This window comes from Erwinia artemisiae (genome assembly GCF_051400835.1).
Classification (GTDB): domain Bacteria; phylum Pseudomonadota; class Gammaproteobacteria; order Enterobacterales; family Enterobacteriaceae; genus Erwinia; species Erwinia aeris.
Genome location: NZ_JBLFFM010000001.1, coordinates 661,158 through 682,284 on the forward strand (window position 1 = coordinate 661,158; position 21,127 = coordinate 682,284).

Below are 21,127 nucleotides of genomic sequence, written 5' to 3' on the forward strand. Positions count from 1 at the left end.
GTTCAGAGTTGCAATTGCTGTGCCACATTAATAATCGGAATTTATATGCTATTTATCAGTTACTTAAATATGGATGCATTAAGAAACCCTGAATGAATCGAGGCAATCGTATGCGCAACCGATTGCAGCAATCAGCAAACGATTGCCTGCCTTTTTTTCTTGCGCAGCGAGCAGTTTTTCCCTGTGCCATTGCACCGTTTTCTGGCGTTTTTACGCAGAACGCACCTCGATCGTGCAGCCTGTATTATCAACCATAACCAATCCTTCTTATCAGAATCGATCTGAAGTGTTATCGTGTTGAGAATCCAAAATGCGTTGAGGAACAGTGAGATGATCGTATTTGTTACGGGTGCCACTGCCGGATTCGGCGAAAGCATTACCCGACGCTTTATCCGTGAAGGACACAAGGTAATCGCCACCGGCCGTCGTCAGGAGCGTCTGCAAACGTTGAAACAGGAGCTGGGCGACAACCTTTATACGCTACAGCTTGACGTCCGCAACCGTGCGGCCATTGAAGAGGCGCTGGAGCAGCTTCCCGCCGAATGGCGCAATATCGACGTGCTGGTCAATAATGCCGGGCTGGCGTTAGGCATCGAACCCGCGCATAAAGCGAGCCTGGACGATTGGGAAGCGATGATCGACACCAATAATAAAGGGCTGGTCTATATGACCCGCGCCGTGCTGCCGGCGATGGTTGAGCGCAACGTGGGCCATATTATCAATCTGGGATCGATTGCCGGCAGTTGGCCTTACGCGGGCGGCAACGTTTATGGCGCGACTAAAGCCTTCGTGCGGCAGTTCAGCCTGAATCTGCGCACCGATCTGCACGGCACCGCTCTGCGCGTGACCGATATTGAGCCGGGACTGGTGGGCGGCACGGAGTTTTCCAACGTGCGCTTTAAAGGCGATAACGCTAAGGCCGATAGCGTCTACGACGGCACCGAGCCGCTGACTGCCGAAGACGTGACAGAAGCAGTCTGGTGGGTTGCCACGCTGCCGAAGCATGTCAATATCAACACGCTGGAAATGATGCCGGTCGCGCAAACCCTGGCCGGGCTGAAAGTCCATAAGGCGTAATGCGCTATCTGGCCCGGCGGCTACCTTCTGCCGGGCCTGTTCTGATTTGCTACCCTCTTCCCCAACCGGCCACGATAATCAGCATCCCGCCCAGGGCGATTGCCGCGCCCGCCCAGTCGTAATGACTTAGCTTTACGCCATCCACAAAACGCAGCCACAGCAGCGCCGTCGCCACATATACGCCGCCGTAGGCCGCATAGACGCGCCCGCTCGCCGCCGGATGCAGCGTCAGCAGCCAGACAAACAGCCCCAGGCTGGCCGCCGCGGGCAGCAACAGCCAGGCGGAGCCACCCTTGCGTAGCCACAGCCAGGGCAGAAAACAGCCGACGATCTCGGCCAGCGCGGTCAGAAAAAAAAGCAGGACGGTTTTCAGCAGCATGTTTCCTCACTACAGGCTAAACGGATGCGCAAGTCGGCTGGTTAGCCCGCGCGCGCAGATGATATACTATTCGCGGCGTTCGATGCAGCCGCGCGGCTGTAAAACAGGAATAAGGAATTGATGATGAAAAAGATGACTTTCTGGCAATCTACGCTGGTCAGGGCTGCGCTGCCGCTGGTTCTGTTTGGCGCGCTGGCCTCTTTTCAGCAGACCGCCGAAGCAAGAACGGACAGGCTGATCATTCAGGACGGCGACAGCTCGCTGACTAAAGAGCAAGCCCGCCAGGAGAAAGAGCAGTGGGATGAAACCCATCGTCTGCGCAGCAAAGTGAATCAGCGCGTGGAAAAGAATTTTGATAAGGCTGACCGCGCCATTGATACTCGCGACGCCTGTGAGCAGAGCCTGAACGTTAATGCCTACTGGGAGCCGAGCACATTGCGCTGCCTGGATCGCCGCAGCGGACGTCCCGTCGCGCCCTGATAGCGGATAGCTGCTATAGTTAGCGTAATTTTCAGGCAAAAGGAAAGGACGATGAAAGCGATAAAATGGCTGTTACCGGCGTTGATGGTCGCCGCTCCGCTGGCTGTACAGGCTTCCTGCGAGACGGTTAAAGCGGACATTAATCAGAAAATTATCAATAACGGCGTGCCTGCTTCCGGCTTTACGCTGGACGTGGTGCCCAGCGACCAGGCCGATCAGGCTGGCGGTCAGGTGGTAGGCCATTGTGAAAACGATTCGCAAAAAATAGTCTACAAGCGTGAACGCAACGGCGATAGCGACGCAGCCGTACCGGCCAGCGCCGGGACCTCTCAGGATGCCCCCTCTTCCTGATGGATAAGGGCCGCCTGCGCGGCCCTTTCTTTATTCCGGTTTCTTCGCCGGGATAAATCGCGCCACCGCCAGGCTGGCGAAGGCGATGACCAATGAAACGGCAAACACCCAGTGCAGCGAGCTGGCCACTTCGCCAATCACATGCTGCAAACTCCCTTGCGATAAAGCTTCTCTCTGCGCCTGCGCCATAATCTGCTGCACCGGATCGTCGTGCTGCGGCAGCCGCTGCGCCAGGTTATAGTTGAGCACCGCGCCCATGACCGCCGTGCCTGCCGCCGATCCCAGCAGGCGACTGAACATCACCGAGGCGGTACAAATGCCGCGTACTGAAAACTCCGCGCTGTTTTGCACGGCGATCAGGAACGTGGTGCTGGTCATGCCCATACCGGTGCCAATAACGAACGCGGCGAACCCCGCGTAGCTAATGCCGCTGTCCACGTGCAGCGTCAGCAGCAGCGCCGTACCGGCAATCAGCAGCAGCGAGCCAAGCTGGGCGGTGAAACGGTAAGAGGTGCGCAGCATCAGCCTGCCGCTGAGCGTACTGGCCAGCGGCCAGCCGATCGACATCATCGCCAGCGCGCTGCCTGCCTGGAGCGGCGTGCCGCCGTTAACGCCCTGGATCCACGTGGGCAAAAATGCGCTGATGCCCATCATTGCCGCGCCGATAATCAGGTTGCCGAGGTTGCCCGCCACGATTGTCCGGCTACGCCATATCACCAACGGGAACAGCGGCGCGGGCGCCCTTTTTTCATGCCGTACCAGCATAAAAGCCGACAGTATGGCGACGCCAGACAGCACAAATGCCCAGTTACCGAGCAGCTGTGCCTGCAGCAGCGCCGTCAGCAGCGCGCTGACCGTCAGCATCAGCCAGCCGCTGCCCGCCAGGTTAAGCCTCTGTCGCGTTTCACCTCGCGATTCCGGAAACCAGCGCGCCAGCATCAGCATCGAAACGATCCCTACCGGCACGTTAACCCAGAACACCAGCGACCAGCTGAAATGCGCCACTATCCAGGCGCCGGTCAGCGGCCCGACCACCGCCGCCACGCCCCAGACGCTGGAGAGCCAGCCCTGGATACCCGCCCGCTCTTTTGGCGAGTAGACGTCGGCGATAATAGTCGCGGTCAGCGGCATAATTGCGCCCGCGCCCAGCCCCTGGACGGCGCGAAACAGGATCAGCCAGCTCATGGCGGGCGCGAAACCGCACAGTACCGAGCCAAGAAGGAACAACGACGTGCCGATAAAGAAGACGCGTTTCCTTCCCCACAGATCGGCAAGCCTGCCGTAAAGGGGCACGCTGACCGCCTGAGTCAGCAGATAAACGGAAAAAACCCAGCCAAATTGTGAAAATCCGCCCAGCTCCGCCACGATGGTGGGCATGGCCGTGGCGACGATGGTCACCTCAATGGCCGCCATAAACATCGCCAGCATCGCGGCGATCAGTATCCAGTGGCGATGGCTCACCCCGGTGTGTGCTGTTTCAGTCATACCGCTCCTTAGTGTTGTCCGTTCTTATTCTGGCCTGGATTGGCGCCGGATGTTTCCTGTTTGTGCGCTGGCGCGATAAAAAAACCGCTACAGCAGGTGCTGCAGCGGCAGGCAGAAAAGAAAACGTAAGGGGAACGGCGGCAGTTGCTATGGCTGACGCAGCACGCTCAAATCCAGATAGCGGGCCAGCTCACGCTGTTCCGGTTTCGGCAGGTAAGGCAGCTCGCCCAGCAGCGGTGCCTGAATTTTTTGGCTCAGCACGTCGATAATTTCCGCATAATGCGCCAGACCGGGATTAATGCGGTTGGCGACCCAGCCCAACAGCGGCAGGCCGTCGTTGGCTATCGCCTGCGCCGTCAGCAGCGCATGACTGATGCAGCCCAGCTTGATGCCGACCACCATCACTACCGGCAGCCGCTCATCAACCGCCCAGGCGGAAAGCGGACGCAGATCGTTCATCAGGCTGTGCCAGCCGCCGGTGCCTTCCACGACTACGGAATCAACCTGGGCTGACAGCGCGTGCAGGCTCTCGCTCAGCTTCTGGTAGTTGATAACGGCATCGCGGCTGGTGCTGATCTCATCATCCAGCAGGGTCAGCGGATTAATGGCGGAATAAGGAAGCGTAACGGAAGAAGAAGCCTGTAGCACGAGCGCGTCCTTGTTGCGCGGCCCCTCATCGGTTTGCTGGCTGCTTTTGGCGACGGGCTTATAGCCAGCCACCCGCCGCCCCCCTTCGGACAGCGTCTGCAAGAGTGCGCGGCTGACCACTGTTTTACCCACTTCTGTATCGGTGCCAGTGACAAATAAACGCTTTAACATACTCTCTCTACGCTCCGATTCTGTCGATAATTTATAAACAATAATTAACAATTAAGACGCAACATCTTAGGGTAGCGAACAGGAGTGAGGCTTGCGTTAGCGCAATCTTTTGCGTAATAAAGGGCGTGGCGTCAGCCCTGGAGAAGTTTCACCAGCAGCGTGCCGTTATAGAGCGCATCCTTGACCAGCGCGGCCCCTGGCATGGTGCCCTGATTATAAAACTGGGTAGGTTCGATGGCGATATGCTGGCCGTAAACCGGCAGGGACTGACGGCGCACGCAATCGGCGATGGCGGGATAGAGGATTTCGCTGGCGCGATTAAGCGGCGATCCTATAACTATTTTTTCAGGGTTAAAGAGGTTAACCATAATTGCCAGGATACGACCCACGTGATGCCCGACGCCGGTGACAATCCCTTTCGCCAGCGGATCGCCCGCCAGCGCGGCATCGCAAAGCGACGCGGCGGTAAGCGGCTGCTGATGCAGCAGGCAGTCCGGCGCGGCCTGCATTTTTTGCGCGGCCAGCTCCAGCACGCTTTCCAGGCTTGCGACCGTCTCCAGGCAGCCATGATTGCCGCAGTAACACTGTTTGCCCCATGGCTCGACCTGCGTATGGCCTATCTCTACCAGCGTGCTGCTGCCGCTGTGCAGCAGGCGGCCACCGGTAATCACGCCCGCGCCGACGTTGTGATCGATAACGACCTGGATAACGTTATTAAGATCGCGCGAGGCGCCAAACAGCGCTTCCGCCATAGTCCAGGCGCAGATATCGTGCTGGATATAAACCGGCAGGCCGGTACGCGCCGACAGCGCCTCGCCCAGCGGCATATCGCTGACGCGGTAAAAAGGCATGCGATGCACGATGCCTTTTTGCGCATTGAGAATGCCCGGCAGCGTGATGGCAATAGCGGTTAGCCTTTCCAGTTTCTGCTGGTGGCGAATAAAGAAAGCGTCGATTTCATTAATAATGCGCGACAGCAGCGGCTGCGGATCGTCAACGGGCAGCGGCCGCACCTCTTCCACCACCAGCAGGCTGCTTAAATCCCGCAGCGCCAGCGTGAACTCGCCGTTGCCGATGCGGGCGGAAAGATAGTGCCAGGCCGGCGTATCCACCACCAGGCCGACAGCCGGGCGGCCGCGGCTGCCCGCTTCCTGAAACTCCGTTTCCTGCACCAGATGCGCTTCCAGCATCTCGCGCACGATTTTTGTGATGCTTGCCGGGGCCAGCTGTGCTTTTTTCGACAGGGCAATGCGCGATATCGGGCCGTAGCGGTCGATCAGGCGATACACCACGCCCGCATTGGTCTGTTTGATCTGATCGATATGGCCAGGCTGACTATCGGCTATCACTTTATTTTCGCGCCTCAAAATAAATCTCTACTCATGGTGAAACAGTTCCGCTGGCTCGTCAACGCTTTGATTTTTATTGTGATTAACAGCACAGAATAACGCTTAGCTACTTGATCATTACAAATCATCGTTTCTTAACATCAGGCTCAGCATATGCTGGGTAGCGGCGCTGATTTCGCCCTGCTTTTGCCATACCAGCCAGACTTCCGACAGCGCATCTTCTTCCTGCAGCGTCAGCCAGCTGAGCTGCTCCAGCCGCGCCCGACGAAACGACGCGGGCAGGATCGAAACGCCCAGCCCGGTGGCGACCAGCCCGAGGATGGTCATCGCCTCGCCCACTTCCTGAGCAATATTGGGCCGGACGGCATAGCGCTCCAGCAGCGTCAGGGTTTCGCTGTAGAGCGCCGTGCCTACCTGGGGATCGAAAAAAACAAAGGGTTCAGCCGCCAGCTCGCGCAGCGAGACAGAGCCGCGCCCGGCCAGACGATGCGCGCGATGAACCACGGCGCAAAGCGGTTCCCGCAGCAGCAGCCGGTGCTCCAGCGTGTCCGGCAGCGGCGTATTGCGCATCACGCCCAGATCCAGCCGTCCTTCATGCAGCGGAGCCAGCTGCTGGCGTGTATTAATCTCCTGCATCTGTAAATGCACGTCCGGGTAGCGCTGGCGAAAGCTGAACAGCGCGTCGGAAACCGCAGAAATAAACGGCGCGGAGGAGGTAAAGCCGATCCGCAGCGTGCCCTCTTCCCCGCGATGCAGCCTGGCGGCCTTATCGGCCGCTACGGCCACGTTTTGCAGGATTTGCCGGGCGCTGACCAGAAACTGGGCGCCAGCAGGCGTGAGCCGTACGCTACGGTTGGTGCGGGCCAGCAGCCTGGCGCCAATTTGCTGCTCCAGCTGCTGGATCTGCTGGCTGAGCGGCGGCTGGGAAAGGGCAAGACGCTGAGCGGCGCGACCAAAGTGCAGCTCCTCCGCGACGGCAATAAAATAGCGCAGATGACGAAGCTCAATATTCATATCTTAAAAATCTCAATCGAGAGGATTAATAGATTATACAACCTGCTCAATGTTACATAAAATTAACATCAACTTTTCTACGTTTAAGGACAGGCAGTGAACGTTACGACCCGACTCGTTACCGCAGAAGAAAGCCTTACCCCACCCGCCGAAATCTACATTAAGCGCGGCACGCCGCAGTTTATGCGCGTGACGCTGGCACTGTTTTCTGCGGGTTTAGCCACCTTTGCGCTGCTGTATTGCGTACAGCCCATTTTGCCCATTCTGTCGCAGGCATTCGGCGTTTCGCCTGCCGCCAGCAGCCTTTCTTTGTCTATCTCTACCGGTCTGCTGGCGCTGGGCCTGCTGGTAACCGGCCCGCTTTCCGATGCGGTCGGCCGTAAAAACGTTATGGTGACGGCGCTGATGCTGGCCGCGCTGTTTACGCTGCTGTCGGCAGGCATGTCCAGCTGGCACGGCATTCTGCTGATGCGGGCGCTGACCGGCCTGGCGCTGAGCGGCGTGGCGGCGGTGGGAATGACTTATCTGAGCGAAGAGATCCACCCCAGCGCCATCGCCTTTTCGATGGGCCTGTATATTAGCGGCAACTCCATCGGCGGCATGAGCGGCCGTCTGTTAAGCGGCGTGATCGCCGATTTTACCAGCTGGCGAGTCGCGGTCGCGGTTATTGGCTGCTTTGCGCTGGCGGGGGCGCTGATGTTCTGGAAAATTCTGCCGCCCTCGCGCCATTTTCGCCCCGCCTCGCTAAGGCCGCGCAGCCTGCTGATCAATTTTCGGCTGCACTGGCGCGACAGCGGCCTGCCGCTGCTGTTTGCAGAAGGTTTTTTGCTGATGGGCGCGTTCGTCACGCTGTTTAACTATATTGGCTACCGGCTGCTGTCACCGCCGTGGTCGCTGAGCCAGGCGGTGGTAGGATTGCTTTCCGTGGTCTATCTCACCGGCTCCTGGAGCTCGCCGAAAGCGGGCGCGATGACCGCTAAATACGGCCGGGCGGCGGTGCTGCTGGCGTCGGTGACCCTGATGCTGGCTGGCGTGCTGATCACGCTGGCGAATACGTTATGGCTGATTTTTCCGGGCATGATGCTGTTTACGGCCGGCTTTTTTGCGGCGCATTCCGTTGCCAGCGGCTGGATAGGCCCGCGCGCCAGACGTGCCAAAGGCCAGGCCTCTTCGCTTTATCTTTTTAGCTACTATCTGGGATCGAGCCTGGCGGGTACGCTTGGCGGCGTGTTCTGGCATCATTTCGGCTGGCCGGGCATTGCCGGTTTTATTACGCTGCTGCTGCTGCTGGCGCTGATGACCGGCTTCCGCCTGCGCAGTAAAAAGCTGTAAAAAAAGCGGGCTGGCTGCCCGCTTTCAGAAGTAACGCCTTATTTATTCTGGCTGGCGTAGTGCTTGCGCAGCTTCTGCAGTTTTGGCGGGATCACGGCCAGGCAATAACGGTTTTCCTGCCCTTCGCCTTCCCAATAGTTCTGATGATAATCTTCCGCCGGATACCATTCGCTGGCGCTTTCGATGGTCGTTACCACCGGCTCCGCCAGCTCCGCCTGCGCGCGCGCGATAGCCGCTTTGGCTTCCACCGCCTGCGTTTCATTCAGCGGGAAAATCGCCGAGCGGTATTGGGTACCGATATCGTTACCCTGACGGTTTAGCTGGGTTGGATCATGGGTAGCGAAGCTGATATCCAGCAGCTCGCCGTAGCTGATTTTTTCCGGATCGAAGCCCAGGCGGATAGCTTCCGCATGGCCGGTTTCGCCCGTGCAGACCTGCTTGTAAGTCGGGTTGGCAACGTGGCCGCCAATGTAGCCGCTCTCTACCGATTCCACGCCGTTAATCTGTTTAAACACGGCTTCGGTACACCAGAAACAGCCACCCGCGATAATTGCATATTCAGTCATCATAATTCCTTATTTGCTTTTGCAAGCCTCGTTAATCATTGCAGCATAAGTTTTTAATTATTGCTACGCCCTTCCATGCGGTGCTGGTTATTAGAGTAAAAGCCAAAACCAATAACGCACAGAAACTATAAGGTCTGATGCGATGAATTTACCGCTTTGTTATTTTTAATTGAATGCTCAATCAATAAAAACTATCATGTGGAGCTTATTTTTTAACAATTGAAGGAAGGAGACAGAGCAAACAGCTAAATAATCGACAAAGATCAACCTCATAAACTACCTGCCCGAGCGGTTCCCCAGTGTAGTTAGCGGATATGCGGCGGATGTTTCCCAGTATGCGCTAAGGCACGCTTTGTGAAAACCGGGTTTATTCTTGAGCATTTTTTCGGAGAATCTATGCCGACGACTGAAATACCCAGGAAAGATCAGCAAGACCGCATTAATCCCGTGGTCTTTTATACCTCAGCAGCGTTAATTCTGCTGTTCTCGCTTGCCACTATCTTTTTTACCGATTTATCCGATCGCTGGATAAATAATACCCTGCAATGGGTCTCCAATACGTTCGGCTGGTATTACCTGCTGGCGGCCACCGTTTATATCGTCTTTGTGGTGCTGATTGCCGCTTCCCGTTTTGGTTCTATCAAGCTCGGCCCGGAGCAGTCCAAGCCGGAGTTCAGCCTGATGAGCTGGGCGGCGATGCTGTTTGCCGCCGGCATCGGCATCGATCTGATGTTTTTCTCCGTAGCGGAACCCGTCACGCAATATATGATGCCGCCGGAAGGCCAGGGGCAGACGCTGGAGGCAGCGCGACAGGCTATGGTCTGGACGCTGTTCCACTACGGTTTAACCGGCTGGGCGATGTACGCACTGATGGGCATCGCGCTGGGCTACTTCAGCTATCGTTACGGCCTGCCGCTGACTATCCGCTCTGCGCTCTACCCTATCTTCGGCAAGCGGATCAACGGCCCTATCGGCCATTCAGTGGATATCGCGGCGGTTATCGGGACTATTTTCGGTATCGCCACCACGCTGGGGATTGGCGTGGTGCAGCTGAACTACGGTCTGAAGGTGCTGTTTGACGTGCCGGAAGGGCTGACGGCCCAGGCAGCGCTGATTGCGCTGTCGGTAATTATGGCGACTATTTCGGTGACTTCCGGCGTGAATAAAGGGATCCGTCTGCTGTCGGAACTTAACGTGCTGCTGGCGCTGGGCCTGATCCTGTTCGTGCTGTGCATGGGTAACACCAGCTTCCTGCTTAATGCGCTGGTGCTGAACGTTGGCGACTATATCAACCGCTTTATGGGCATGACGCTGAACAGTTTTGCCTTCGACCGCCCTACCGAATGGATGAACAACTGGACGCTGTTCTTCTGGGCGTGGTGGGTTGCCTGGTCGCCGTTTGTCGGCCTGTTCCTGGCGCGAATTTCACGCGGCCGCACCATCCGCCAGTTTGTGGTGGGCACGCTGACCATTCCGTTTATCTTTACCCTGCTGTGGCTGTCGATTTTCGGCAACAGCGCGCTGTATGAAATTATTCACGGCAACACCGCGCTGGCGCAGGAAACGCTGGCTCACCCGGAACGCGGCTTCTACAGCCTGCTGGCGCAGTATCCTGCCTTTACCTTCAGTGCCTCTGTAGCCACTATCACCGGCCTGCTCTTTTACGTCACCTCGGCGGACTCCGGCTCGCTGGTGCTGGGCAACTTTACCTCGAAGCTGAGCGACATCAATAACGATGCGCCTAACTGGCTGCGTATTTTCTGGTCGCTGGCGATTGGCCTGTTGACGCTGGGTATGCTGATGGTTAACGGCGTGACTGCACTACAGAAAACCACGGTGATTATGGGTCTGCCCTTCAGCTTTGTGATTTTCTTTGTGATGGCCGGTCTCTATAAGTCGCTGCGCGTGGAAGATCACCGCCGCGCCAGTACCATCGTCAGCACGCCGCCAGCGCCGGTTTCCCGCGAGGATCGCCTGAACTGGAAACAGCGTATCTCCCGCGTGATGAACTATCCCGGCAGCACGCATACGAAAAAGATGCTGGATAATGTTTGTCGACCAGCGATGGAAGAAGTCGCGCTGGAGCTGGAGCGACGCGGTGCTAAGGTGCAGGTCAGCGAGCTGCCGCCGCTGGAGGATGAACGCCTCAACCATCTGGAAATGGTGGTCAACCTGGGCGACGAGCAGAGCTTCCTGTATCAGATCTGGCCGCAGCGCTACTCCGTACCGGCGTTTACCTATCGCGCCCGCAGCGGCAAGTCGGACTATTTCCGTCTGGAAACCTTCCTGCTTGAGGGTACGCAGGGCAACGATCTGATGGACTATACCAAAGAGCAGATCATCAATGACATTCTCGATCAGTACGAGCGTCATCTGACCTTCCTGCATATTCATCGGGAAGCGCCGGGCAGCACCATGCCTTTCCCGGAAGCCTGATAAAAAAACAAGGGCCGGACTTTTAGTCCGGCTTTTTATTGCCTGTCAGCTGCCGCGCGCCTGCCCGCTTCGCTAACCATTTAGCTAAAAGCGGCCCGGTAAGCAGCACCACCATAAAACGCCCGGTTTGCATGGCCATAACAAAGGAAAGATCGACATGGCTGGACGCGGCAATAATGGCTACGGAGTCGGCGCCGCCGGGGCTGGTTGCCAGGTAAGCGGTTAAAGGATCGATACCGGCGAAACGTACCAGTAAAAAAGCCAGCCCGCAGCAAACGGCCACCAGGCTAAATATCGCCAGCAGCAAACGCGGCAGCGCCTTTGCCGCATAGATAAGGATAGCGCGATTGAAGCGCAGCCCGATGCTCCAGCCAATCAAAGCATAGGCCGTCATCAGTAAAACAGGCGGTAATTCCAGTTTTACCCAGTGGGTATTTTGCACCAGTAGTCCGCCAGCCAGCGAAATTAATAAAGCGCCCGCAGGCAGCCTTAACAGGCGGCTAATTCCCACGCAGGCCACAATCACTAATAAAGTGGCGCCGAACGCGGGCCATGCCACCGGCTGAATAATGGCAAACGCCGAAGCTGACGAGGCTGTTGGCGAAGGCGCCCAGATACGTGCGATGAAGGTAGCCAGCACCGCGACAATAACCACACGCAGATATTGCATAAAGGCGACCAGCCGCACGTCGGCATCATAATTTTCCGCCATCAGCGTCATTGCTGCAGCGGCACCGGGCGACGATCCCCATATTGCCGTTGAGCCTGGCAACACCTGCAAGCGGGTTAACAACCATCCCGACAGCGCGCTGGCGATAATAACGGAGAAAATAGCCGCGCCGAACAGCGGCCAGTTTGCGGCTATTTCTGTAAATATTGAGGGCGGCATGGCGCGGGCGATCATGCACCCCACCACGCCCTGCGCTAAATAAAAGAGCGGTCTGGCAATGATCACCGGCTTATCGCGAGCGGCAAAGACAATCGCCACCAGCATGGGGCCAAGCAGCAGCGCGGCGGGCAGCCGTAGCTGTTCAAGAAGGCTTACTACAAGCGCAGACAACAGAATGAGAACGGGCCAGCGTAAAAAAGAGGCGTGCATTAATTTATCCTGCTGAAACAGATAAGTTTATCCTGGCACATCAAAACAAACCGTACCAGTATCGCTGGTTATTACCTGCCCGAGCTATAAAGCTTTAGTTCTCTGTTTTAAAGCTACAGAGGAGCTGCATGTAATAGCGGACTTAACGCCACCTTTAAAAACCTGACTAAAAGTATGTTGTAACTACAAAGATAAGCCGAACGGATGAATTTGACGATAATTAGTGAAACGGGCAAGGCGAAGCAGGGCAACTTTGTATCCTGATATTTTTATCTTTGCCGCTTTCATTATAAGCGGCGGCTTTACTGATTTTACCTGGCGGCAGAGTTTAAAGCCGTGCAGCATAACAGGCCGATAAACAATCCTGCTGGCAGCTTGCAAAAATTTCTTACGATGCCGTTACAGCAGATTAAATCAGCTCTCTTTACCCGTGCGCTTCGGCGCTGTAATTGTAGAGGTGTTTGATAAGCCTGACGTGCCTTTTTATTGTCACACTTCAGTATGGCGTTAAGAATTTTCCCATTCATAAAAAAATATAGCGTCATTCTGCCGGCGCTATTTTGCAAAAAATATGAAAAAGTCGCGTAATTAAGGATTTTTTTTGAGATTTAGTGTTTTTAACTGCGGCAATTCTATGTACACTGTCCTACGATACATACACTGATTATGTTTTTTAACTAACTTAACGCTACGGATTCCTTTATGAGCGAAACTCTGAAAGTACTAAATAACATTCGAACTCTTCGTGCACAGGCTCGTGAAGTTTCTTTATCTGAACTGGAAGAGATGCTGGAAAAACTCGAAGCAGTCGTTAACGAACGTCGTGATGCAGAAGCGGCTATCGCTTCTGAAATCAAAGAAAAAGAAGAGAAGCTGGCGAAATATCGTCAGATGCTTCTGGACGACGGTATCGATTTAAGCGAGCTGACCGCAGCTGAAACTAATTCAGGTAAATCTCGTGCCAAGCGCGCGCCACGTCCTGCTAAATATCAATATACCGATGAAAATGGCGAAACCAAATCATGGACCGGCCAGGGCCGTACGCCAGCGGTGATTAAGCAGGCGCTGGATCAGGGTAAAAAGCTGGAAGATTTCCTGATTTAAATCTTCAGCCACGCTGGTCATTCAGCGTGGCAGCTTTTATTCCCTTTCTGACCGGTTCCTTTATTCCCTCGCTTGCGTAGTTAATCTTTACTCTCTACCCTCTTATAAGTATGTTGTAACTAAGGACATATGATGAGTCGATACGACGCCGTTGAAAATCTGCACCGCTGCGCCACGGATTTGCAGGCCGCTTTAGGCGAGCTTACGCAGCGGCTTTCCGGGCAGCGCCTGCTGGCCGCCCGCGTGTTTGAACTGCCGCCTGTTCAAAAAGGTCAGGAACACGATCCCGTCACGGAAATCGCCGTCGTGCAGCATCTGGCGCAGCCCGCCTTCGCCATGGCCCTCGCCCACTACGGCCGCCTTTATATGCAGCACCAGTCGGAAACGGTCAGCACCAAGGCCGCTGTTCGCCTGCCCGGCGCCATTTGCCTTGAGGCTTCACCGGAACAGGCCGATGCTTTACGGCAGCAGGTAGAGACCGTTAATAAACTAAAAAAACGGCTGGAGGAAATTATTACGGTAGAGTCGGGCGTGCCCAGCGAAGAGCGTTTTGAATTTGTGCACAGCCATTTGCGGGGGCTAATAACGCTTAACGCTTATCGCTCTATCTCTTTACTCGACGCGCCCGATTCCGTGCGTTTCGGCTGGGCAAATAAACATATAATTAAAAACGTTAGCCGCGAAGAGATAGTAGAAAAACTGAAAAAAAGCCTGCGCTCCGGTCGCGCTATGGCGCCCTGGACGCGCGAACAGTGGGGGGAAAAATTACAGGATGAGATCGCCATGCTTAATTCGCTGCCCGCTACGGCAAAGCTGAAGATAAAAAGGCCGGTCAAGGTGCAGCCGATTGCCCGCGTATGGAATAAGGAACAGCAAAAACAAACGCAGCTCGCCTGCCCTTCTCCCTTGCTGGTGCTCTGCCCCGATGCCTTATCTGTCCCTAAGCTGGGCGAATTATTAAATTACGATGCCGGTAAGATCGTGCATCGATTTAAACCGGAAGCAAAAAAGCTCTTTTCGCTGATCCCTCGTTTACACCTTTACAGTGACCGCCTTGCATAAAAAAAGAGCGGAAACATTTCCGCTCTTATTCAGCTATTACGCTTTCATGCTGCCGACCATCTCTTCCGGCCTGACCCAAAGGTCAAACTCTTCTTCCGTTAGGTAGCCCAGCTTCAGCGCGGACGCTTTCAGCGTCAGGCCTTCTTTGTGCGCTTTTTTGGCAATTTCCGCCGCTTTGTCGTAACCGATATGGGTATTCAACGCCGTTACCAGCATCAGCGATTCATTCAGCAGTTGTGAAATACGATCGCGGTTCGGCTCAATGCCTACGGCGCAATGGTGATTAAAGCTGTCCATACCGTCCGCCAGCATCCGCACCGATTGCAGGAAATTATGAATAATCATTGGACGATAAACGTTAAGCTCAAAATTACCGGACGCGCCGCCCATATTGACCGCAACGTCGTTGCCCATCACCTGACAGCAAAGCATGGTCATCGCTTCACACTGCGTCGGATTCACTTTACCTGGCATGATAGAGCTGCCCGGTTCGTTTTCCGGGATGGCGATCTCGCCGATACCGCAGCGAGGGCCGGAAGAGAGCCAGCGCACGTCGTTAGCGATCTTCATTAACGAGGCCGCCAGTCCTTTCAGCGAACCGTGCGCGTGCACCAGCGCGTCGCAGGTTGCCAGCGCTTCAAATTTGTTTGGCGCGGTGACGAAAGGCTGCTTAGTCAGCTCCGCCAGCTCTTTGGCTACGCGTACCGCATATTCCGGGTGCGTGTTCAGCCCGGTACCAACCGCCGTGCCGCCCAGCGCCAGCTCCGCCACATGCGGAATGCTCTGCTCAATATGCGTCAGATTGTGCTTCAGCATGGCCACCCAGCCGGAAATCTCCTGGCCCAGCGTCAGCGGCGTGGCGTCCTGAAGATGGGTACGGCCGATCTTTACGATGTCCTTATAGGCCTGTGCTTTTTCATCCAGCGTTTTTTGCAGCACTTTCAGCTGAGGGATCAGGTGCTCTTTCAGCGCGATAACGGCAGCAACATGCATGGCGGTAGGAAAAACGTCGTTAGAGCTTTGGCTCTTGTTGACGTCGTCGTTTGGGTGCACCAGACGCGACATGCCGCGCTCGCCGCCCAGGATCTCGCTGGCGCGGTTGGCCAGGACTTCGTTCATATTCATATTGGTCTGGGTACCGGAACCGGTCTGCCAGATAGCCAGCGGAAACTCGGTTGCGTGCTGGTTGGCCAGAACCTCGTCGGCAGCCTGCACTATCGCCTGCGAGCGTTCTGCGGGCAGCAGGCCCAGATCGCTGTTCACCTTCGCCGCTGCGCGTTTGGTTAACGCCAGCGCGTGCACCAGTTCAACAGGCATCTTTTCGCTGGAGATGCGAAAATGCTCCAGAGAACGCTGCGTTTGCGCGCCCCAAAGTTTATCTGCCGGCACTTCGATGGAACCCATTGAATCTTTTTCAATGCGGTTGGCGGCCATGTCTCTCTCCTTTACTGGTTATGATGAAACCCAACTTGCCCGTCCGGGCGTTTTGCGCGGGCCATAGTATGACATACAATAATTTAACATTTTGCGAGCCGGTCGTCCTTATCGCATTTCGCCGCCGCCGAAAATTTCTTTCATATAACACAGAGTTAATACTTTTTTTTCTTTCTGTCTGGCCCGCATTTATTCTGGCAACCTGCCGCATTCTTTTTACATTACGCACGGAAGCCAGATTGCGGCTGACGCCGCGAGCCACAGTTGCTATCATAATTAACCTGTTATACAGAAACGTTTTTCTTGCCGGATTGCGCCGGATGCGATTGTCGGCATCGGTGACTTAAAAAAGGACGATTTTACAGATGAAAAAAACAAAAGTAGCGGTGGGCGTGATTGTCGCTCTTGGCGTGATTTGGACCGGTACGGCGTGGTTTACCGGTAAACAGCTGGAAAAGAACAGGGATGAACTGGTGCAGGAGGCCAACGCTCGCCTGAATGTGCTGGCACCGAACAGCCGCCTGAAGGTAAGCTATCAGGACTGGCAGCGCGGCGTTTTCAGCAGTTCGCTGCGCCTGGTGGTCCAGTCTGACTCACAGACCGAAGATACTTCGCCGCTGAAGCCGGGCCAGAGCGTGGTGTTTGACGAAAAAATCGATCATGGCCCTTTCCCTTTCGCCCAGCTGAAAAAATTCAATCTGATCCCCAGCATGGCTTCGGTACATACCCAGCTCGAAAATACCGACGCGGTGAAAAAGCTGTTTGAGATGGCTAAAGGCAAGTCGGCGTTGCAGGCGGAAACCCGCGTAGGCTACGGCGGCGCGACCGCTTCCGTTATTAAGCTGCTGCCGCTGGACTATACCAATGCCCAGACCGGTGAGCGCTTTGCCTCTAACGGCGGCACCATCAACCTCAGCGCCGATAAAAAAGGCGATAAGGTCGATTACGACGGCAAGCTGGAAAGCCTGGTGCTGACCATGCGCAATCAGCTTAATATGCCGGTTATGTTTACCCTGAACGGCCTGACCCTGGACGGCAAAACGCACCTTAACGCCCAGGGCCTGCGCATTGGCGATCAGAAAAGCAGCCTGGATAAGCTCAGCTCGACCGTAAACGGCCAGCCCTCTTTCGAACTGCACGGCATTAAGCTGAACTCCGCTTACGATAGCGTGAACAATCAGGTTTCCGGCACCACCGACCTTGCGCTGGACGCGATGAAAATCCGCGATCGGGACTTCGGTCAGGTCAAACTGTCGCTCAAGCTTTCCCAGTTTGACGCCGACGGTCTTAAGGCCTTCAGCGATAACTATCAAAGCCAGGTGCAGGCGCTAATGAACGAACCGGGCGTGAGCGATAACTTTGCGCTTTATCAGCAGCGTATCGGCGAAATCCTCAACGCCAACCTGCCGCTGCTGCTGAAAGGTAACCCGGTCATCACTATTGCGCCGCTGAGCTGGAAAAACGACAAAGGCGAAAGCAACTTTAACCTTTCCGTGCACTTTAAAGATCGCGTTGCCGGTGCGCCGCAGCCGCAAACCCTGAGCCAGGCGCTGGATAACGTGCTGAAAACGCTGGACGGCAAGCTGACTATCTCTATGGATATGGCCACGGAGATGATGACGCAGGTTGCTATGGCGGAAGGCTATAAGCAGGAAGAAGCCGCTAAGCTGGCCGATCAGCAGGTGAAAGGCGTGGCCGCAATGGGCCAGATGTTCCGTCTGACCAAACAGCAGGACAACAATATCGTCACCAGCCTGCAGTATGCGAGCGGCCAGGTTACGATGAACGGCGAGAAAATGACGCTCGACCAGTTCTTTGCCCGCTATATGCTGGGCGGCGAACCGGCGGCAATGCCGCAGCAGTAACCCCATCATTAAGCTACCAACCGTACCGTGCGCAAGGCCGGTACGGTTTTTTATTGCGCCAGCGGGCAATTAATCGGCAGTTGGCCCGACAATCGCGCAATTCGCTGGTACAGCAGCGCGGAATGTTTTTATACTGTTATGCACTTTTATCACTACAGAGTGCACCGCCATGATTGATTCCCGTATTCCCCTTACCGATATCCATCGCCATCTTGACGGCAATATCCGTGCACAAACCATTCTTGATTTAGGCCGTGAATTTAACCTTACGCTGCCCGCCACCACGCTGGAAACGCTGCGCCCGCACGTGCAGGTAATGAAAAACGAGCCGGATCTGGTCAGCTTTCTGCAAAAGCTGGACTGGGGCGTCAAGGTGCTTGGCTCGCTGGAAGCCTGCCGCCGTATCGCGATGGAGAACGTTGAAGACGCCGCCCGCGCCGGTATCCACTATGCGGAACTGCGTTTTTCTCCCGGCTATATGGCGATGACCCACAACCTGCCGATCGCGGGCGTGGTGGAAGCCGTTATTGACGGCGTACGCGCGGGCTGCGAAAAGCACAACATTACCGTACGCCTGATCGGCATTATGAGCCGCACCTTTGGCGAAGAAGCCTGTCTGCTGGAGCTGGAGGCGCTGCTGGCGCACCGTGACGCCATCACCGCGCTGGATCTGGCTGGCGACGAGCTGGGCTTCCCCGGCAGCCAGTTTTTAAGCCACTTTACCCGCGCGCGCGACGCTGGCCTGCGTATTACCGTTCATGCCGGTGAAGCAGCAGGGCCGGAAAGCATCTGGCAGGCGATCCACGAGCTGGGCGCCGAGCGTATTGGTCACGGCGTGAAAGCGGTAGAAGATGCAAAACTGATGGATTACCTGGCGGAAAAAGGGATCGGCATTGAGTCCTGTCTGACCTCCAATATCCAGACCAGCACCGTCTCTTCGCTGCTGCACCATCCGCTGGCGACGTTCCTGGATCACGGCATTCTGGCGACCATCAATACTGACGATCCTGCCGTGCAGGGTATTGAGATTGGGCACGAATACAAAATCGCCGCGCCGCAGGCAGGCCTGAGCCAGCAGCAGATCCGTACCGCCCAAGAAAACGGCCTGAAAATCGCTTTCTTAAGCGAAGCGGAAAAAGAGGCGATCCGCGCCAGCGTAGCGGCCTGATCGCTAAAACTGCCCGGCAGCGCGCCGGGGCAGTTTTCGCTAAGCCTGCTGCAGTGCCATAAGACTACTTCAGCGACAGGGTCTGACGCTTCTCGGCGGATTGCAGGCCCAGTTCGATCAGCTCCATCACCTGAATCGCTTCCTGCGCCGTCACCGGATTCGCGCCGTCGCCGTTGATGGCGTCGCGAATGCCGGCGTAATAGGCCGGATAGTTGCCCGGCGTGGTCAGCAGCGTCTCTTCCGCCATCATTTCGCCGTTAGCCAGCGTGACCACGCCGTCGCGCATATCGTAGCCCCACTCTTCCTGCGGCGGACGCGCGCCCGCTCTCAGGCTGTCTTCCTGCGGATCCAGACCATATTTTACATAGCTGCCGCGCGTGCCGTGTACCTGATAGCGTGGCGATTCCGCCGCCGCCAGCATGCTGGCATGCAGCACCACCCGACGCTTTGGATAGGTCAGTACGGCGTGGAAATAGTCGGTAGTCTGCGCGCCCGTGCGTAGCTCCGCCAGATCCACATTAATCGCCACCGGCGAACCGAACAGCTGGAGCGCCTGGTCGATCAGGTGCGGCCCTAAATCGTACCAGATGCCGCTGCCCGCGCCCTTCTGCTCGCGCCAGCGGTTGCGCACTTCCGGCCGGAAACGGTCAAAATGGGATTCAAAGTAGCGCACTTCGCCCAGCGTGCCTTCTGCCAGCAGCGTTTTCAGGGTCAGGAAATCGCTGTCCCAGCGGCGGTTATGAAAGACCGACAGCAGCAGGCCTTTGGCGGCCGCCAGCGCTTCCAGTTCGCGCGCCTGTGACAGTGTCACGGTAAAGGGCTTGTCCACCACCACGTGCTTGCCTGCGTTAAGCGCGGCTTTGGCCAGCGGGAAATGGGTGTCGTTAGGGGTGGGAATAACAATCAGCTTAATGGATGGGTCATCGAACAGCGCCTGTGGTTCGGCCACGACGGTGGCGGTGGGCCAGTCGGCATGTACTTTAGCAGCGTCGCTGCTGGATACGGCGGCCAGTTCCATGCCGGAAGTGCCGCTGATTAGGGGCGCGTGAAACGTCTTGCTGGCAAAGCCGTAGCCCACCAGGCCAACGCGAATAGTGTCGTTCATGTCAATTCCTCTTGTCGCTTACCCGAATGATTTAAGACTATCGTTCGGGCAAGGACAAGACGGATTAGGCTGAATGTTATAAGAAAGTTACTGACTGGCGCTCAGCAGATCCCAGCTTTCGCGCGTCACCAGCGTGTCGGCGTCCAGCGAGCGACGACGGAAATCGCTGGGGCTGACGCCTACGCGCTTGCGAAACACGCGGGAAAAATAGAGCTGATCGTCATAGCCCACAATGCGCCCCACGGTGGCGATAGGCTCCTGAGTGGTCTGCAACAGCAGCCTGGCGCGAATGATGCGCTGATCCTCTCGCCAGCGCAGCAGATTGATGCCCATCTGCTCGCGGAACAGGTGCGCCAGCCGCGACGGCGACAGGCACACGTGATTGGCGACCTCGTCAATCTTCAGCTCGCCCGCCAGGTTGTTGGTCACGTACTGGCAGGCTTCGATGATACGCGGGTCGCGGATCTGCTGATGGCTGCGCGGATCTTCCTCCACCGCGCGCAGCAGCAGCCTTTCCAGCAGGTTCATCGCCAGCTCTTCCGCAAAGCGCTTGCCGGAGGTGTGCGTCTGCTCAATGGTGGTAAACAGCCGTTCGAACTCGCCCCACAGCCGTTCGGGCAGCCGCAGCCTGCCGACGCCGCGCTTCTCATCCTGCCACACCAGCCAGCTGCTCCAGTAGGCGCGCGGGCGGAAGTAGATCCAGCGATGGTGCCAGCAGTCGCTCTCCGGCGAGCGGCCGTAGTAGTGCGAGGTTTTAGGCTGAAACAGCAGCAGATCGCCCGGCTCGCACTCAAACGCCTCTTCGCCGCTGAAGACCTGGCCACGGCCCTTGATGGTCAGGTTGATGATATAGCCTTTCATCCCGGAGGGCCGATCGATAAAGAAGTCGAGCGGATCGCCCGCGCCGATTGGCGTCAGGCCCGCCACCAGCCAGGCGTTAAAGGGATAGCCGGGCAGCAGCGGATTGGATTGCGCCACCGGCGCCAGACGATGATACATAAC

General features: G+C 56.4%; 19 protein-coding genes. 9 read left to right on the forward strand and 10 right to left on the reverse strand.

The genetic code is table 11. The annotated features are described in order from the left end of the window. Positions 1-330: 330 nt before the first annotated feature. Positions 331-1,077 carry a bifunctional NADP-dependent 3-hydroxy acid dehydrogenase/3-hydroxypropionate dehydrogenase YdfG gene (gene ydfG / locus ACMGEE_RS03135; RefSeq protein ID WP_253454336.1) on the forward strand — a complete coding sequence of 249 codons (747 nt, stop codon included), beginning with the start codon at positions 331-333 and terminating at the stop codon, positions 1,075-1,077. 49 nt (positions 1,078-1,126) lie between these two features. On the opposite strand, the gene ACMGEE_RS03140 is transcribed toward ydfG, so the two are convergent. Continuing rightward, a complete protein-coding gene (locus ACMGEE_RS03140) occupies positions 1,127-1,456 on the reverse strand; it encodes a YnfA family protein (protein ID WP_301250949.1) in 330 nt (109 codons plus the stop codon). Positions 1,457-1,588: 132 nt separating this feature from the next. On the opposite strand from ACMGEE_RS03140, the gene ACMGEE_RS03145 reads away from it, so the two are divergent. Both ACMGEE_RS03145 and ACMGEE_RS03150 read left to right on the forward strand, forming a co-directional pair. Further along, the gene (locus ACMGEE_RS03145) at positions 1,589-1,936 is read left to right on the forward strand and encodes a DUF1283 family protein (RefSeq protein WP_253460987.1); all 348 of its coding nucleotides are present in this window, start codon (positions 1,589-1,591) and stop codon (positions 1,934-1,936) included. A 51-nt stretch (positions 1,937-1,987) separates the two neighbouring features. Further along, the gene (locus tag ACMGEE_RS03150; protein WP_253454338.1) at positions 1,988-2,287 is read left to right on the forward strand and encodes a DUF1161 domain-containing protein; all 300 of its coding nucleotides are present in this window, start codon (positions 1,988-1,990) and stop codon (positions 2,285-2,287) included. 30 nt (positions 2,288-2,317) lie between these two features. Here ACMGEE_RS03150 and ACMGEE_RS03155 read toward each other — a convergent pair whose 3' ends face one another. The 4 genes from ACMGEE_RS03155 to ACMGEE_RS03170 form a co-directional block, all read right to left on the reverse strand. Then, complete coding sequence (locus ACMGEE_RS03155) at positions 2,318-3,772, reverse strand: MDR family MFS transporter (protein WP_436829659.1); 1,455 nt, start codon at positions 3,770-3,772, stop codon at positions 2,318-2,320. Positions 3,773-3,919: 147 nt separating this feature from the next. After that, positions 3,920-4,591 carry a dethiobiotin synthase gene (bioD, locus tag ACMGEE_RS03160; RefSeq protein WP_253454340.1) on the reverse strand — a complete coding sequence of 224 codons (672 nt, stop codon included), beginning with the start codon at positions 4,589-4,591 and terminating at the stop codon, positions 3,920-3,922. A 131-nt stretch (positions 4,592-4,722) separates the two neighbouring features. After that, complete coding sequence (gene mlc, locus ACMGEE_RS03165; protein WP_125290144.1) at positions 4,723-5,940, reverse strand: sugar metabolism global transcriptional regulator Mlc; 1,218 nt, start codon at positions 5,938-5,940, stop codon at positions 4,723-4,725. A gap of 117 nt (positions 5,941-6,057) precedes the next feature. Next, positions 6,058-6,954: a LysR family transcriptional regulator gene (locus tag ACMGEE_RS03170; RefSeq protein ID WP_253454341.1), complete on the reverse strand. Its 897-nt coding sequence runs from the start codon at positions 6,952-6,954 to the stop codon at positions 6,058-6,060. A 96-nt stretch (positions 6,955-7,050) separates the two neighbouring features. Here ACMGEE_RS03170 and ACMGEE_RS03175 point away from each other — a divergent pair, with 96 nt between their 5' ends. Next, positions 7,051-8,286 (forward strand): MFS transporter, encoded by a 1,236-nt coding sequence (locus tag ACMGEE_RS03175; RefSeq protein ID WP_436829660.1) that lies wholly within the window; start codon positions 7,051-7,053, stop codon positions 8,284-8,286. 38 nt (positions 8,287-8,324) lie between these two features. Here ACMGEE_RS03175 and msrA read toward each other — a convergent pair whose 3' ends face one another. Further along, positions 8,325-8,855 (reverse strand): peptide-methionine (S)-S-oxide reductase MsrA, encoded by a 531-nt coding sequence (gene msrA, locus ACMGEE_RS03180; protein WP_253454343.1) that lies wholly within the window; start codon positions 8,853-8,855, stop codon positions 8,325-8,327. A gap of 393 nt (positions 8,856-9,248) precedes the next feature. On the opposite strand from msrA, the gene ACMGEE_RS03185 reads away from it, so the two are divergent. After that, positions 9,249-11,288: a choline transporter gene (locus ACMGEE_RS03185; protein ID WP_253454344.1), complete on the forward strand. Its 2,040-nt coding sequence runs from the start codon at positions 9,249-9,251 to the stop codon at positions 11,286-11,288. A gap of 22 nt (positions 11,289-11,310) precedes the next feature. On the opposite strand, the gene ACMGEE_RS03190 is transcribed toward ACMGEE_RS03185, so the two are convergent. Continuing rightward, a complete protein-coding gene (locus tag ACMGEE_RS03190) occupies positions 11,311-12,387 on the reverse strand; it encodes an AbrB family transcriptional regulator (RefSeq protein WP_436829661.1) in 1,077 nt (358 codons plus the stop codon). A 702-nt stretch (positions 12,388-13,089) separates the two neighbouring features. Between ACMGEE_RS03190 and ACMGEE_RS03195 the strand changes: the two genes are divergently transcribed. Next, a complete protein-coding gene (locus tag ACMGEE_RS03195) occupies positions 13,090-13,491 on the forward strand; it encodes an H-NS family histone-like protein (protein WP_125290095.1) in 402 nt (133 codons plus the stop codon). 132 nt (positions 13,492-13,623) lie between these two features. Continuing rightward, entirely contained in the window at positions 13,624-14,553 is a 930-nt protein-coding gene (gene tus / locus ACMGEE_RS03200) for a DNA replication terminus site-binding protein (protein ID WP_253454346.1), read from the forward strand. Positions 14,554-14,589: 36 nt separating this feature from the next. On the opposite strand, the gene fumC is transcribed toward tus, so the two are convergent. After that, entirely contained in the window at positions 14,590-15,987 is a 1,398-nt protein-coding gene (gene fumC, locus ACMGEE_RS03205; protein ID WP_253454347.1) for a class II fumarate hydratase, read from the reverse strand. Between the two features lie 365 nt (positions 15,988-16,352). On the opposite strand from fumC, the gene ACMGEE_RS03210 reads away from it, so the two are divergent. Both ACMGEE_RS03210 and add read left to right on the forward strand, forming a co-directional pair. After that, complete coding sequence (locus tag ACMGEE_RS03210) at positions 16,353-17,852, forward strand: YdgA family protein (RefSeq protein ID WP_253454348.1); 1,500 nt, start codon at positions 16,353-16,355, stop codon at positions 17,850-17,852. 169 nt (positions 17,853-18,021) lie between these two features. Beyond that, the gene (add, locus tag ACMGEE_RS03215; protein ID WP_301250959.1) at positions 18,022-19,020 is read left to right on the forward strand and encodes an adenosine deaminase; all 999 of its coding nucleotides are present in this window, start codon (positions 18,022-18,024) and stop codon (positions 19,018-19,020) included. 64 nt (positions 19,021-19,084) lie between these two features. Here add and ACMGEE_RS03220 read toward each other — a convergent pair whose 3' ends face one another. Both ACMGEE_RS03220 and araC read right to left on the reverse strand, forming a co-directional pair. Further along, entirely contained in the window at positions 19,085-20,125 is a 1,041-nt protein-coding gene (locus ACMGEE_RS03220; protein ID WP_125290100.1) for an oxidoreductase, read from the reverse strand. A gap of 87 nt (positions 20,126-20,212) precedes the next feature. Next, on the reverse strand, positions 20,213-21,124 hold the full coding sequence (gene araC / locus ACMGEE_RS03225; RefSeq protein ID WP_125290101.1) for an arabinose operon transcriptional regulator AraC: 912 nt from the start codon (positions 21,122-21,124) through the stop codon (positions 20,213-20,215). Positions 21,125-21,127: the final 3 nt, after the last annotated feature.